Origin of the sequence: Nocardioides sp. CCNWLW239, assembly GCF_037137035.1 — a bacterium.
Classification (GTDB): domain Bacteria; phylum Actinomycetota; class Actinomycetes; order Propionibacteriales; family Nocardioidaceae; genus Nocardioides.
In genome coordinates this window covers 324,923-338,844 of record NZ_JBBBNW010000004.1, presented here as the reverse complement: position 1 = coordinate 338,844, position 13,922 = coordinate 324,923, and the positions used below count along the sequence as shown (strand labels likewise).

The following is a 13,922-nucleotide window of genomic DNA, read 5'->3' as shown; positions in this document are numbered from 1 at the left end:
GGGGGACTTGATCTTTGTGTTTGGCGCTTAGGTTTGTGTTCACCGGCGTAACCCAAACAGAAGCAAAGCTGTCTCTCGGAAGGTCAAGAAGTGAAAAAGCTCATCCTGCTTGCCATCGCTGCCGCGGGTGTCGGCGTGCTGGTCAAGAACAAGTCTGAGCAGCTGAAGGCCGGCGCGAACAAGGTCACCCACGACCCGCGCGTCCAGTCGGCCCTCGCGACCGCCTCGGAGAAGGCGGCGCCCCTCAAGGAGAAGGCTGCTCCCTATGCCGAGGCCGCCAAGGCCAAGGCGAGTCCCTACGCCGATGCGGTGAAGGAGAAGGCCGGGCCGTACGCGGAGCAGGCCAAGGAGAAGGTCACGGCCGCCGCCGGGGCTGCCTCCGACAAGCTGCACCTCCACGACTCCGACCAGAAGTCCGCGCCCGCGACCGCCCCGGACTCGACCACCGAGCCCGACGCCGAGGACGCCTTCGTCGCCGAGTCCCCGGCCGCAGCCGCTGCTCCCGCAGCCCCGGAGTCGTCCTCGTCCAGCGAGTACGGCGGCTACCCGCCCGCGCCTCCGGCGCCGTCTGCCCCGCAGGCCGGTGTCACCGGTGACCCGCTCACCGACCCGATCGCGCCGGCGGACCCTTACGCCACCGAGGTCCCGGCCCCGCCCAAGGACACCGACACGGCGTCCTACGACGACCTGGGCGGCGGTGACACCGTGGTCAAGCCGACCCCGGAGGGCACGCCCGAGTTCGCTCCCGAGCCGGTCGACCCCTCCGAGGAGGCCCAGGACAAGTGGTTCCGCGGCTGATCACCCAGCCGTCGCACTCCATCTGAGTCACCCGCGGTCCGCTCTCGGCGGACCGCGGGTGACAATGGTGTGGTGACCATCCACGCCATCACCGTCCTGGGCCACGACCGTCCGGGGATCATCGCCGACACCACCGCCCGTCTGGCCGGACTCGGACTCAACCTCGAGGACTCGACGATGACGCGGCTCCGAGGTCACTTCGCGATGACGCTGCTCTGCGCCGGGGAGGCGACCACCGAGGCCATCCAGGCCGATCTCGAGCCGATCGCGTCCGACGGCACTCTCACGGTCACCGTCTACGAGCTCCCCGAGGAGCACGCTCCGGCCGCCGCCGGTCAGCTCTTCGTACTCTCCGTCCACGGTGGTGACCGTCCCGGCATCGTCTCCACCGTGACCGCCGAGATCGCTGCCGTCGGCGGCAACATCACCGACCTGACCACCCGTCTCTCCGGCGACCTCTACGTCGTCGTCGCCGAGCTCGAGCTGCCTGCCGACGCCGACGTCGCCGTGCTCGAGGCGTCGATCAAGCGGGTCACCCAGGAGCTCGGCGTCGACGCCACCCTGCGGCCGATCGAGGCCGACGACCTGTGAGCGGGATCAACGAACGAGTCTTGTCCTGGACCGAGGCGGAGCTGGGGGTCGAGGGCAAGGTCCTCGATGTCGTACGTGCCCCCGCCCACGTCCTCTCCGTGCCCGGCAAGGACGTCGATCCGACCGCCCCCGAGATCATCCAGCTGGCCGCCGACCTGATCGCCACGATGCGGGTCTCACCCGGCTGCGTCGGCCTGGCTGCCGACCAGGTCGGGGTCTCGGCCCGGATCTTCTGCGTCGACGTCTCCACCCACGTCAAGACGAAGACCCACCACGGGACGTACGTCCTGTGCAACGCCGCGGTCGTCGAGGCGAGCCGTAACGAGAAGGCGCGCGAAGGCTGCATGTCCGTCCCCGACCTGACCGGCGACGTGAAGCGGGCCTCCCGGCTGAAGGTACGCGGCCAGCTCCCGGTCACCGGCGAGACCGTCGAGATCGTCACCGACGCCTTCGAGGCCCGCTGCCTGCAGCACGAGATCGACCACACCGACGGCCTCCTCTTCATCGACCGGGTCGCCGGTGCGCACGCGCTTCACCAGCGCCAGACGTACTTATGACGCTAGGGTTTGCGCGAGCCCCGGTGTCCCAACTGGCAGAGGATGACGACTTAAACTCGTCCAGATGTGGGTTCGAGTCCCACCCGGGGCACCACGTCCTTCGCCTACTCGGCGGTGACCCTGCGGAGGGTGATCCCGGCACCGATCGCAGCGAGGACCAGGACGGCCGCGCCGAGCAGCGCTGCGAGGGCGAAGCCTTCGGTGAAGGCGTCGAACGCCTGTCGTAGCAACGGTTCGGCAACCGCTCGGGGAAGGTCCTGTGCGACGGCCACCGCGGCGCCGATCGTGTCGTCCGCGCCGGGGACCGGGGTCGCGGCCATGGCGTTGCGATAGCTGGTTCCGGCGATGGTGCCGAGGACGGCGATCCCGAGCGCCCCGCCGAACTCGCTGCTGGTCTCGGCGAGGGCGGAGGCGGCACCGGCCCGCTCAGGGGGTGCGGTCGTGAGCACGAGCGAGGTGACGATGGTGGCCGTCATACCGACACCGAGCGTCAAGGTGGTGTACGCAGCGATCAGGAGCCCGACGGGGGAGTCGGGGGTCACCAGGCTGATGACGGCGAAGCCGCCTGCGGAGATCAAGAGTCCGCCCGTGACGAGGGTCGCGGGGCGAATGGTGCGGGCGAGCAGCGAGGCGATCGCGACACCGACGAAGCTGCCGCCCACGGTGGGCAGCATCCAGAGCGCAGCTGTGAGCGGGGCCAGGCCGAGGACCGTCTGCATGAAGGTCACCGCGAGCAGTCCCATGCCGGCGGTGGCGAAGACGACGACGGCGTTGACGAGGATGGATCCACTGAACGCGGGCCGGGCGAACAGCCGGACGTCGATCATCGGGTGCGACGCGGTCCGCTGTCTGAGGACGAAGGCCCCAGCGAAGACCACGCCGACCAGCAGTGCGGCGACCGACGGCCATGCGGCGCCGCTCTCGGCGATCTTCTTCACGCCGTAGATGATCGGAAGCACCGCGGCGAGCGAGAGGACAGCCCCGAGGACGTCGAAGGGCCCCGGCTCGGGGTCGCGCGACTCGCTGATGATGAGCGGTGCGGCGACGAGCAGCAGGATCATCACCGGCACGTTGATGAGGAACACCGATCCCCAGTGGAAGTGCTCCAGCAGGAAGCCGCCCACGATCGGGCCTACGGCGATGCCTCCGGTGAACGCGCCCGTCCAGATGCCCACGGCCGTGCGGCGTTGGTTCTCGTCGAGGAACATGCCTCGGATGAGCGACAGCGTCGACGGGGCGAGGGTCGCTCCGCCGAAGCCGAGCAGCGCGCGGGCGGCGATGAGCATCTCCGCGCTGGAGGCGAGGGCGGCCACGACCGACGCCGTGCCGAACGCGACGGCGCCGAGCATGAGCAGACGTCTGCGGCCGATGCGGTCGCCGACGCTCCCCATGGTGATGAGCAGCCCGGCCATCATGAAGCCGTAGATGTCCATGATCCACAGATGCTGGCTGGCCGTGGGCTCGAGATCGGCGCTGATCCACGGTGAGGCCATGAACAGGACCGACAGGTCCATCGAGGCGAGCAGCGCTGGGAGCACCAGCACGGACATGCCGAGCCAGTCGCGCACGGTGGCGCGCGGAGGTGAGGTGGTCGTCGTCATGCGGGCCAATGTACATACGTCTAATACATTTGTACAAGACGGATGTCCCAGCCGACGGTTAGAGTGGGCTCATGGGTCAGCGTCAGGATCTCCTCGCCGGGGCGAAGCAGTGCATCGCCGAGAAGGGCTACTCGCGGACGACCGCGCGCGACATCACCGCCGCCTCAGGTGCCAACCTCGCCGCCATCGGATATCACTTCGGCTCGAAGGAGGCGCTGCTCAACGCGGCCATCCTGGAGTCCTTCGACGAGTGGGGCACCGCGCTCGACCAGGCAGAGGTGGCCTCGGCGAGCGGAGATCCGATCGAACGACTGGAGACCTTCCTGTCCGGCTTCCTGACGACGTCGGCGCAGCATCGCGCCATGATCGTGGCCAGCGTTCAGGCGTTCGCCGAGGCAGAGTTCGTGCCGGAGGTGCGTGAGCAGCTCGCGGAGACCTATGAGGAGGCCCGCCGCAGCGTGGCGGCGATGCTGCTCGGCATCGAGCCGGACAGCGTCGACGAGACCGGGCGCCACCTGGGCTCGCTCGTCCTGGCGATCATCAACGGCACCGCGCTGCAGTGGCTCCTCGATCCGGCAGCGACCTACTCTGCAGGCGACGTCACGGCCGCTCTCCGGTCGCTGGTGGGTCCGCGCTGAGCGGATTTCTCCGGGTGTGGCTGATACCTCAGCACCGATTGCCCTCTGCTGGGAACGAGTTCGCGGGCTCCCTCGTTTACTGAGACATAGCGTGCCTAGACTGGCACCACGACACGGCGCCGACCGGCGCTCGTCAGGCCTTTCGAGGAGAGACCAAACCATGCAGAGCAACAACCCGGTGTTCCGTCGGTCGGAGGGCTTCGGGCAGCCGTCGCAGAACGCCTACGGCAACGCGACCTACGCTGGCAACGGGGCTCCGTACGCCGGCTACGGGCAGGACCCGAGCCAGTGGTCGACGGGCGGCCCTCAGGCCCCCACCACGGGCGCCCCCATGACGATCGACTCCGTGGTGCAGAAGGGTGCGATCACGCTCGGTGTCGTCGTCCTCACCGCGATCGCGACCTGGGTGATGACCCCCGACATCGAGTCCGGCGCCAACCTCGCGCCGCTCTACATGGCGGCGACCCTCGGTGCCGGTGCCGCCTTCATCCTGTCCCTGGTCAACTCGTTCAAGCGGATCATCAGCCCGGCTCTGGTGCTGGCGTTCGCGGTCGCCGAGGGCGTCGCCCTGGGTGCGCTGAGCAAGACGTTCGACGCCCTGTTCGGTGGCGGCATCGTCGTCCAGGCCGTGATCGGCACCTTCGCCGCGTTCGCCGGCACGCTGGCCGCCTACAAGTTCTTCAACATCAAGGTCGGCAACAAGTTCCGCACCTTCGTGATCGCAGCCATGTTCGGCATGGTGGGCCTGAGTCTGATGGAGCTCGTGCTCGGCATGTTCGGTGCGAGCTTCGGCCTCTTCGGCTTCGGCACGCTCGGCCTGCTCACCGCCGTCGCCGGCCTGGTGCTCGGTGTGTTCATGCTGATCCTCGACTTCGACCAGATCGAGCAGGGCGTCCGCGCCCAGCTCCCTGAGCGTGAGTCGTGGCGCGCCGTCTTCGGCCTGACCGTCAGCCTCGTCTGGATCTACACCAACCTGCTCCGCCTCCTGGCGATCTTCCAGCAGGACTGATCTAGCTACCAGAACTGCCCCGCTCCGACCGGAGCGGGGCAGTTCTGATTTTGCCGAAGCGTCAGCCAGGTCGGCCGAGGCGTCAGCTAGGTCGGCCGAGTTGGCAGACTGATGCCATCTCGACCGACGTACCTGACGCCTCGGCCGACGCGGGTGACGCCTCGGCCGACGCGGGTGACGCTTCGGCCGGCGCGGGTGACGCCTCGTCAGGAGGGGTCAGCGCTGGGCGTGCTGCCGCTCCGCAAGCGGCGGAGTCTCGGCCGGCCGCTCGCCACGACGCGGCTCACGCTGCTCGTTCTCGAAGGAGCGAGCGCGGGCCCAGTTGCGGCCGAAGCGACCCCGAGGCCGCGGAGCGGGGTCGATCTCGGTGCCCGGGCGGATGACGGCGCGCAGGGAGGCAGCGGCGAGCGGCATGACCTGCTTGCCGTTGTAGGTCGCCAGGATGGCGTCCTCGTCGCCGACGAGGCCGAGGACGGAGAGGGTCGGTGGGACCAGTACCTCGCCGAGGGCGTGGTAGCCGGCGGCGGAGGGGTGGAACAGGTCGGCGCCGAACCAGAACGCCGGGGTGGCCTTGAAGGCCGGACCGAGGACGTCACCCAGCGACACGGTGTGGCCCCCCGCGCGGACGACGTGGAACATCTGCCCGGCGGCGATCCGGATCGACCAGGCCCGCATGATCGAGCGCAGCGGCGGCAGGATCGGGGTGGCCGTGCTGAGGTCGGGGACGGTCCCGACGAGCACCTTGACCCCCGATTCCTGGAGCCGGATCACGGCCTGGGCGAGGTGGCTCACCGCGACCCGCGGGCGCACCCGGCGGATCACGTCGTTGGAGCCGACCAGGATGACGGCGATGTCGGCGTCGGCGGCGATCGCCTTCTCGACCTGCGGGTGCAGGTCGGAGGACTTGGCGCCGATCTCGGAGAGGTCGTGCAGCCGCACCGGGCGGTGTGCCTTCTCGGAGACGCCGGAGGCGAGCACAGCGCCAGGGGTGTCCTCGACCTCGGTCATCCCGTAGCCCGCGGCGCTGGAGTCGCCGAGCAGGGCGATGTTGATCGGCCGTCCTGGGTGACGGGCGCCGTACCACCCCGTCGGCGAGGGAGCCACGGGCATCTTGACCTGGTGGGTCGCGCGGACGGCGAGCGCCGCTTCCGCGACGAGGACCCCGGCAAACGCGGCCGTCGCGGCCAGGACACCCCCGCCGGCGTACGCGGTCTTGCGCGCCAGACTCTTCTTCGCCACGGGGAACACTCTAAAGTCTTCGACCCCATACCGGGCACTCCGTATCGGGATATAGGGGATCTCACCTAGTGGACCTACGCTGTCGACATGGAGTACGTGGACTCGCTTCTCGACCTGATCGGCAACACTCCGCTCGTGCGGCTCGGGCGTGCACTGGACGGCGCAGGCGCGTCCGGACCGGGGGAGGGGCCGTTGGTTCTGGCCAAGGTGGAATACCTCAATCCGGGCGGTTCGGTGAAGGACCGCATCGCCACCCGGATGATCGAGGCGGCCGAGGCCTCCGGTGAGCTGCAGCCCGGCGGGACGATCGTCGAGCCCACCTCCGGCAACACCGGTGTCGGCCTGGCGATGGTCGCCCAACAGAAGGGCTACAAGTGCATCTTCGTCTGCCCCGACAAGGTCAGCGAGGACAAGCGCAACGTGCTGAAGGCCTATGGCGCCGAGGTCGTCGTCGCGCCCACGGCGGTGCCGCCCGAGCACCCCGACTCCTACTACAACGTCTCCGACCGGCTCGCGAGCCAGCCGGGCGCCTGGAAGCCGAACCAGTACGCCAACCCCAACAACCCGCGCTCCCACTACGAGGAGACCGGCCCGGAGATCTGGCGCCAGACCGAAGGCAAGATCACCCACTTCGTCGCCGGCGTCGGCACCGGCGGCACGATCTCCGGGATCGGCCGCTACCTCAAGGAGCAGAACCCTGAGGTGAAGATCATCGGCGCTGATCCGGCGGGGTCCGTCTACTCCGGCGGCAGCGGTCGGCCCTACCTGGTCGAGGGTGTCGGCGAGGATTTCTGGCCGGAGACCTACGACCGGGGTGTCGCCGACCGGATCATCGAGGTCTCCGACGCCGACTCCTTCGCCTACACCCGCCGGCTCGCCCGCGAGGAGCAGCTGCTCGTCGGCGGCAGCGCCGGCATGGCTGCGTACGCCGCCAAGCAGCTCGCCGAGGAGCTGGCCGGCACCCCCGAGGGCGAGAACGCCGTGATCGTCGTGCTGCTGCCCGACTCCGGCCGCGGCTACCTGACCAAGGTGTTCAACGACGAGTGGCTGGCGCAGTACGGCTTCGCGACCGGCGAGGCGGCCAAGCAGACCGTGGGCGACGTGCTGCGCGGCAAGTCCGGCCGGCTGCCCGACCTGGTCCACACCCACCCCGGCGAGACGATCGCCGAGGCGGTGCACATCCTGCAGGAGTACGGCGTCTCGCAGATGCCCGTCGTGCGGGCCGAGCCCCCGATCGTGGCTGCGGAGGTCGCCGGCTCGGTCTCGGAGCGGACCCTGCTGGACGCCCTGTTCACCGGCAAGGCCAAGCTCACCGACCCGGTCGAGGAGCACATGTCCCCGCCGCTGCCCTCCATCGGCTCCGGCGTCGGCGCCCAGGAGGCCGCCCACACGCTGGGGAGCTCCGACGCGCTGCTGGTGCACGAGGACGGCAAGCCTGTCGGCGTCCTCACCCGCCAGGACCTGCTCTTCTTCCTGACCAGCTCCTGAGTCCGGCCGAGTCCGGAATAGCGGTGGGGGACCGCGTACGTCATGATTCGTCGTCATGATGGCGAACCCCCACCGCCGAGGCAGACGCGACCGCCTGGTTGCGACTGCCGCGGTGTCTGTGATCTCGGTGTTCATCCTGGCGGCCTGCGGTGGCGGCGACAGCAGCAGTGACGGCGACCGGCCCAGCGTCGAGGACATCGAGGGCGTGATCGCCACGAGCAGCGGCGACCAGGTGACCGACGAGCAGGCCGCATGCCTGGCGAAGACCTACTACGAGTCGGACCTCTCCGACGAGGCGGTGCGGCTGCTGGTCGAGGCCGAGGACGTCGCGACGATCAGCCCGGAAGATCTCTCGAAGGCCGACCAACAGGCCAGCAAGGAGCTCTACGACCCGCTGGTGAAGTGCCTGTCGTCGGCTGAGTAGTCACCGCTCGGAGCCGGCCGGAGCCAGGTGCTCGCCACCCGGGCGAGGTCCTCGCGGCCGGAGACACCGGTCTTTCGGCTGATGTTGTGCAGGTGGGTCTCGACGGTGCGCGTGCTCATCTCCAGGTCGGCGGCCAACGAGGCGGTGGTCGGGCCGTCCGGGAGCAGCCGCAGCACCTCGCTCTCGCGGGCGGAGAGCCCGATGTGGGTCACCGCGCGGCCGAACATGCCGGCTCGGCTCCCGGAGATCTCGGACCGCTCCCACGCCATGTCGAGGGTCTCCGCCGCCTCGGTGTGGTCGCCGGCCTCGCGCTGGAGGATGGCGAGCGAGATGGCGGCTCGGGTCACGAAGACGAGGGCGCCGGCGTCGGCGAGGGTCACGATCGCCTCGCGGAGACCGGCGATGTCGCCGGCGGCGGTGGCCGCGACGTACGCTCCCAGGCCTTGCAGCAGCGGGCTCTCGGTGTCCGCGGCGAGGTCGCTGGCCCGGGTGATGTGCTTGTTGACGTTGGCGCCGCGCTCGACGGCCTCGACAGCGAGGAAGACCCCGCCGGTGATGTAGCCGGCGTCGAGCCGCTGGCCGACGAGCTCGCAGAGCTCCTTGAGACTCGGCATCCGGCCGCTGGCGGGGGCCATGATGCCGGCCACCATGCCTGGCCACGGACCGAGCGGGACCTTCGCGCCGGCGATCTGCGAGGCGAGGCTGCGCGCGTACTCCGGTCGCCCCTGTGCCATCGCGATCTCGGCGCCCAGGGTCAGGATGCCGGTCTGGGCGAGGTTGCGGTGAGCGGCCGCACTCGACGACGAGAGGGTGCGGAAAGCGACCTGGCTCGCCTCGGTGAGCCGGCCGGAGATGCTCAGCCCGAGCACGCAGAGGTAGGTGAAGGCCTGGATGAGGGTGGCGTTCGCGCTCTGGTTGGCCGCCTCGAGCTGATCTTGGGCGTAGGCGACACCGCGGTCGAGGTCGCCGCCGAGGATGTCCGCCAGGCCGACGAGGAAGGCATGCTGGCCGACGGTGTAGGGATTGTGCGGCTGCTGGCTCTCCAGCAGGTTGCGCGCCTGCTCGACGAGCCCGGCGGAGAGACTCCGTTCGGCGGCGACGACGCCGAGGATCTCCGGGCCGACCGTGTCACGGGGGTCCGGCTCGACGGCGGGTACGTCGGGGACGTACTCGGTCTGGAACTCCAGATGCGCCCGAGCGGCCTCGAGCGTCGCGACGAAGGTGGGCAACCGGTTCACACCCTCGTCGAGCACCGCCTTCGCTGCCGCCAGGTCGCCGAGCTGGACGGTCTTCCACTCGGCGAACCAGGTCAGCATCCAGGCCGACTCCTGGGTGTCGGTCAGTGGTGTACGCCGCTCGACCTCCTCGATCTGGTCGTGGGGTGCGGCCGCGTTGCGAAGAGCGATGAGCAGCGGCAGCGCCGTCTCGGGGATGGGCATCTCGTTCCAGGCGCGGCGCGCGCGGTCGGCGGCGTCGGCCACCTGGCGCAGCGAGCGCTGGTGGAGCAGGGCTGCGTCGGCGCCACGCGGCCGGTGGGTGGTGTAGTCGAGAAGACGTTGTTCGGTGGCGAGATGGTTGCGCGCGATCACCAGCCCGAACGCCGATCCCTCGGTGATCAGATAGTCGCCGATGAGGGGCGGGTAGAGACCGACGACGCCGCTGCCCGGGCCGTCCTCGCTGTGGCGAGCCAGCCCGTGCGCGAAGAGGGCATCGAGCACGCTGCGCTCGAGCAGCTTCTCCGCCTCGTCCAAGGGCACCGGCCCGGTCACCGCGAGCGCGGTCGCGCCGTCCCAGGCGTTCTGGTCGAGCCCGGCGACGAGCGGTTCGACGGCCGAGGCCAGCTCCGGAGCCCAGCCCGTACGCCGCGGCAGCCGCCACAGCCCGTCGAGCTGCTCGAGCACCCCGGCCCGTGGGCCGACGGTGGCGATGGCCCGGACCAGGCCGATCAGCCCGCCGGTCGCCATCGTGATCCGGGCGAGCGACCCGGCCTCCACCGGGCCGCCGAGGATCGACCGGCACTCCTCGTGCACCTCGTCGACCTCGAGCGTCGGGGTGCGCACCTGCACCGACGGCGAGATCCCGAGCATCAACGTGTTCTCGGCGACGGGGTGCTGGTGACGGCTGCTGGTCACGACGAGGAGCCGGCGCTGGCGCTGGATGTTGCGCAGCGCGCCGACCGAGTAGGTGTCGAGGTCGTCGGCGTCATCGATCACCAAGACGGTGCCCGGGCCGAGCTGCTTGCTCAGCGCCGCCGTCATCTCGCCGACCGTGCGGCGAGGGCCGGCCGGGGTCGCGCCACCGATCCCGGCGACGGTCAGCGCGGCGAACGGCTCGTTCTGCCAGGCACGGTGACCGCTGACCTGGAGGACCGTCAGGCCGTCGTCCTCGAGCCGGTCCGCGACCAGGGAGCAGAGCTCGCTGCGCCCGGAGGCGCGAGGGCCCACGAGATGTACGCTCAGGCCCGCTCCGACGTAGCCGGCGACCTCGTCGACCGCCCGCGCCAAGACGCCTTCTCGATCCGACATGGTCACCACCCCACCCTCAAGGTACATCCAAATGCCTACCCGATTTTCTGTGGAGGCGCTGTATCGCCCGCGTATTGCCCCGGCTGATACGCAAGCCGCCGGTTTACAGTACGTAAACAGTCCGTCCCAGACCGCAACGGATGGGCACGGATGATGAGATAGTGATCTCACGGGCTGAGGTACGCCTCAGCCTGCACCACTGAGTGACACCAGGTCGCCGCAACAGCTCCCCCATCTGATTGCGGCCCTGGTGGCACGAAGAGCTGAGAGCCCGGCCGTCCCGGACTCGAGGTCGCGATCATCCCCCCGCGGTCGTGACCTCGAGCCCAGGGCGGCCGGGCTGTGTTATTTGCGATTGCTTCGCAATTCGCGAGCGCCTTCGCTTGATCCTCGTCTTCCTTCCCGCCGCTCAGTCGCTTCGCTCCCTCGCTCTGGTCAGTCCAGACGAGGAGCGCTCCAGCGCTGGTTGTTGTGGGGATTCATCGTTGCTCGTGGGGTGGCTCACAAGTTGCGTACCCCTTCGGAGGGGTGGCTGTGGTGGGTGGGGCGGCAGTGACATAGTTGCTGACGTGGACAGCGTCCTGGAGTTAGCCAGGTGGCAGTTCGGCATCGTGACCGTCTACCACTTCCTGTTCGTCCCGCTCACGGTGGGACTCACCATGCTCGTCGCCGTGCTGGAGACGATCTGGCTGCGTACGAAGAATCCTGAGTGGCTGCGGCTGACGAAGTTCTTCGCCAAGCTCTTCCTGATCAACTTCGCGCTCGGCGTGGTCACCGGGATCGTGCAGGAGTTCCAGTTCGGGATGACCTGGTCGGACTACTCCCGCTTCGTGGGAGACGTCTTCGGGGCTCCGCTGGCGATCGAGGCGCTGCTCGCCTTCTTCCTGGAGTCGACCTTCCTCGGCCTGTGGATCTTCGGGTGGGACAAGCTGCCGCGGGCGCTGCACAACGCCTGCATGTGGATCGTCCACCTCGGCACGCTGGCGTCGTCGTGGTTCATCCTCGCCGCCAACTCCTGGATGCAGCACCCGGTCGGCTACACGTTCAACGAGGTCACCGGTCGCGCCGAGCTCACCGACTTCTGGGCGGTGATGGTCAACAAGGTGCAGCTGGGCACGTTCCCGCACGTCATCCTCGCGGCCTACCTCACCTCGGCCGCCTTCATGCTCGGCATCCTCGGCTGGCTCTACCTGCGCCGGCCGGGGAAGGACAACGCCGAGCGTCCGATGTATCGCCGCGGGATGGTGCTCGCCGCGTGGGTGATGGCCATCTCCGGGATCGGCGTGGCGGTCTCCGGCGACATCCAGGGCAAGATCATGACCGAGGTGCAGCCGATGAAGATGGCGGCCGCGGAGGCGCTGTGGGAGACCTCGGACTCGTGTGCGCCGTTCTCGATCCTGACCATCGGCACCCGCGACGGGAAGCACGAGAAGTGGGCGCTCGAGGTGCCCTGCGTGCTCTCCTTCCTCGGCACCGGCACCTTCGACGGCAAGGTCGAGGGCATCTACGACCTGCAGGAGAAATACCGGGAGAAGTACGGCTCGACGCCGGGCGCGACCTACTACTCGCCGGGCGACTACACCCCCAACATCCCGGTCACCTACTGGACCTTCCGCTGGATGATGGGGCTCGGCGTGGTCGGCAGCCTCGTCGGCTTCGCGGTCCTGTGGCTGACCCGCAAGGGGCGTACGCCTTCCGGATTCGTCGGACGGGTCCTGCCCGCGCTGGCGATCTCGGCTCCGGTGATGGTGCTGCTCGGCAACTCGATGGGCTGGATCTTCACCGAGATGGGGCGTCAGCCGTGGGTGGTCTTCGGTGTGCTGACCACCGCCAACGGCGTCTCGCCGGGCGTCGATCCGTGGGAGGTGTGGATGTCGTTGATCGGGTTCACGCTCCTCTACGCCGTGCTCGCGGTGATCGAGGTCGGCCTGCTCATGAAGTACGTGAAGAAGGGGCCCGACCCGTTCGTCGAGCCGCCTTCCCCGACCCTGCGCGGCTCCGACTCGGATGCCGACGAGCCGATGAACTTCGCGTACTGAGGAGCCTGGGATGGAACTCACGACAATCTGGTTCTGCCTCATCGCGGTGCTGTGGATCGGCTACTTCGTCCTCGAGGGCTTCGACTTCGGCGTCGGGATGCTGCTGCCCGTGCTGGCCCGCGACGACCGTGAGCGGCGCGTCATGATCAACACGATCGGCCCGGTCTGGGACGGCAACGAGGTCTGGCTGCTGACCGCGGGCGGGGCGACGTTCGCGGCGTTCCCGGAGTGGTACGCGACGCTGTTCTCCGGCTTCTACCTGCCGCTGTTCCTGATTCTGATCGCGCTGATCGTGCGTGGGGTCGCCTTCGAGTACCGCCACCAGCGGCCCTCGGCGACCTGGGCCGGCTGGTGGGACAGGGCGGTGATCTTCGGGTCCTACGTCCCGGCGTTCCTGTGGGGCGTGGCCTTCGCCAACATCGTCCGCGGGGTGCCGATCGACGCCGACTTCGAGTTCACCGGCACGGTCTTCACGCTCCTCAACCCCTATGGCCTCCTCGGCGGGCTGGTCACGCTGTCGCTGTTCGTCACCCACGGCGCGATGTTCATCGCGCTGAAGACCGACGGCGAGATCCGTGGCCGGGCCCGCGCGCTGGCGCTCAAGGTCGGGGTCGTGGCGGCCGTGCTGGCCGTCGTGTTCCTGGTCTGGACCCAGGTGCTCACCGGCAACGTGGCCACCGCGGTGGTCTTCGTCGTGGCGGCGCTCGCGCTCGTGGGCGGGCTCGGGGCTGCGTACGTCGGTCGGGAGGGATACGCCTTCGCCGGCACCTTCCTCGCGATCGGGCTCGCCGTGGCGGGGCTCTTCGTCGGGCTCTTCCCCGACGTGATGCCCTCGACCACCGACGTCGCCAACTCGCTGACGACGACGAACGCGGCGGCCACGCCCTACACGCTGAAGCTGATGACGATCGTCGCGGCGGTGTTCACGCCGATCGTGGTGGGCTATCAGGCCTGGACGTACTGGATCTTCCGCAAGCGGATCTCGATCCACCACATCCCCGCCGCGCATTGAC

At 69.2% G+C, this 13,922-nt stretch carries 12 protein-coding genes and 1 tRNA gene; 10 read left to right on the top strand and 3 right to left on the bottom strand.

The window, feature by feature from the left end:
- Positions 1–90: 90 nt before the first annotated feature.
- The 4 genes from WBG06_RS18645 to WBG06_RS18630 all read left to right on the top strand — a co-directional run bounded on the left by WBG06_RS18645 (position 91) and on the right by WBG06_RS18630 (position 2,040).
- On the top strand, positions 91–798 hold the full coding sequence (locus WBG06_RS18645; RefSeq protein WP_336738450.1) for a hypothetical protein: 708 nt from the start codon (positions 91–93) through the stop codon (positions 796–798).
- Positions 799–870: 72 nt separating this feature from the next.
- Positions 871–1,389 (top strand): glycine cleavage system protein R, encoded by a 519-nt coding sequence (locus tag WBG06_RS18640; protein WP_336738449.1) that lies wholly within the window; start codon positions 871–873, stop codon positions 1,387–1,389.
- 20 nt (positions 1,390–1,409) lie between these two features.
- The gene (def, locus tag WBG06_RS18635) at positions 1,410–1,946 is read left to right on the top strand and encodes a peptide deformylase (RefSeq protein WP_336738448.1); all 537 of its coding nucleotides are present in this window, start codon (positions 1,410–1,412) and stop codon (positions 1,944–1,946) included.
- A 17-nt stretch (positions 1,947–1,963) separates the two neighbouring features.
- Positions 1,964–2,040: transfer RNA gene (locus WBG06_RS18630), tRNA-Leu, on the top strand.
- A gap of 10 nt (positions 2,041–2,050) precedes the next feature.
- On the opposite strand, the gene WBG06_RS18625 is transcribed toward WBG06_RS18630, so the two are convergent.
- The gene (locus WBG06_RS18625) at positions 2,051–3,547 is read right to left on the bottom strand and encodes an MFS transporter (RefSeq protein ID WP_336738447.1); all 1,497 of its coding nucleotides are present in this window, start codon (positions 3,545–3,547) and stop codon (positions 2,051–2,053) included.
- A gap of 71 nt (positions 3,548–3,618) precedes the next feature.
- Between WBG06_RS18625 and WBG06_RS18620 the strand changes: the two genes are divergently transcribed.
- Both WBG06_RS18620 and WBG06_RS18615 read left to right on the top strand, forming a co-directional pair.
- Positions 3,619–4,185, top strand: coding sequence for a TetR/AcrR family transcriptional regulator (locus WBG06_RS18620; RefSeq protein ID WP_336738446.1), 567 nt, complete (start codon positions 3,619–3,621; stop codon positions 4,183–4,185).
- A 160-nt stretch (positions 4,186–4,345) separates the two neighbouring features.
- Complete coding sequence (locus WBG06_RS18615) at positions 4,346–5,194, top strand: Bax inhibitor-1/YccA family protein (RefSeq protein WP_336738445.1); 849 nt, start codon at positions 4,346–4,348, stop codon at positions 5,192–5,194.
- A 216-nt stretch (positions 5,195–5,410) separates the two neighbouring features.
- On the opposite strand, the gene WBG06_RS18610 is transcribed toward WBG06_RS18615, so the two are convergent.
- Positions 5,411–6,433: an SGNH/GDSL hydrolase family protein gene (locus WBG06_RS18610; RefSeq protein WP_336738444.1), complete on the bottom strand. Its 1,023-nt coding sequence runs from the start codon at positions 6,431–6,433 to the stop codon at positions 5,411–5,413.
- An 87-nt stretch (positions 6,434–6,520) separates the two neighbouring features.
- Here WBG06_RS18610 and WBG06_RS18605 point away from each other — a divergent pair, with 87 nt between their 5' ends.
- Together WBG06_RS18605 and WBG06_RS18600 are read left to right on the top strand one after the other, a co-directional pair.
- Entirely contained in the window at positions 6,521–7,921 is a 1,401-nt protein-coding gene (locus WBG06_RS18605; protein WP_336738443.1) for a cystathionine beta-synthase, read from the top strand.
- 112 nt (positions 7,922–8,033) lie between these two features.
- On the top strand, positions 8,034–8,345 hold the full coding sequence (locus tag WBG06_RS18600) for a hypothetical protein (RefSeq protein WP_336738442.1): 312 nt from the start codon (positions 8,034–8,036) through the stop codon (positions 8,343–8,345).
- On the opposite strand, the gene WBG06_RS18595 is transcribed toward WBG06_RS18600, so the two are convergent.
- Positions 8,306–10,870 (bottom strand): helix-turn-helix transcriptional regulator, encoded by a 2,565-nt coding sequence (locus WBG06_RS18595; RefSeq protein ID WP_336738441.1) that lies wholly within the window; start codon positions 10,868–10,870, stop codon positions 8,306–8,308. The genes WBG06_RS18600 and WBG06_RS18595 overlap by 40 nt on opposite strands.
- A gap of 569 nt (positions 10,871–11,439) precedes the next feature.
- Here WBG06_RS18595 and WBG06_RS18590 point away from each other — a divergent pair.
- Together WBG06_RS18590 and cydB are read left to right on the top strand one after the other, a co-directional pair.
- Positions 11,440–12,909, top strand: a complete 1,470-nt coding sequence (locus WBG06_RS18590) for a cytochrome ubiquinol oxidase subunit I (RefSeq protein ID WP_336738440.1) — start codon at positions 11,440–11,442, stop codon at positions 12,907–12,909.
- 10 nt (positions 12,910–12,919) lie between these two features.
- Positions 12,920–13,921, top strand: coding sequence for a cytochrome d ubiquinol oxidase subunit II (cydB, locus tag WBG06_RS18585; RefSeq protein ID WP_336738439.1), 1,002 nt, complete (start codon positions 12,920–12,922; stop codon positions 13,919–13,921).
- Position 13,922: the final 1 nt, after the last annotated feature.

Bases quoted from the DNA above. Each gene is read 5' to 3' on its own strand.
- WBG06_RS18625 (WP_336738447.1), bottom strand. From the start codon at position 3,547: ATGACGACGACCACCTCACCTCCGCGCGCCACCGTGCGCGACTGGCTC.
- WBG06_RS18620 (WP_336738446.1), top strand. From the start codon at position 3,619: ATGGGTCAGCGTCAGGATCTCCTCGCCGGGGCGAAGCAGTGCATCGCC.
- WBG06_RS18615 (WP_336738445.1), top strand. From the start codon at position 4,346: ATGCAGAGCAACAACCCGGTGTTCCGTCGGTCGGAGGGCTTCGGGCAG.
- WBG06_RS18605 (WP_336738443.1), top strand. From the start codon at position 6,521: ATGGAGTACGTGGACTCGCTTCTCGACCTGATCGGCAACACTCCGCTC.
- WBG06_RS18595 (WP_336738441.1), bottom strand. From the start codon at position 10,870: ATGTCGGATCGAGAAGGCGTCTTGGCGCGGGCGGTCGACGAGGTCGCC.
- cydB (WP_336738439.1), top strand. From the start codon at position 12,920: ATGGAACTCACGACAATCTGGTTCTGCCTCATCGCGGTGCTGTGGATC.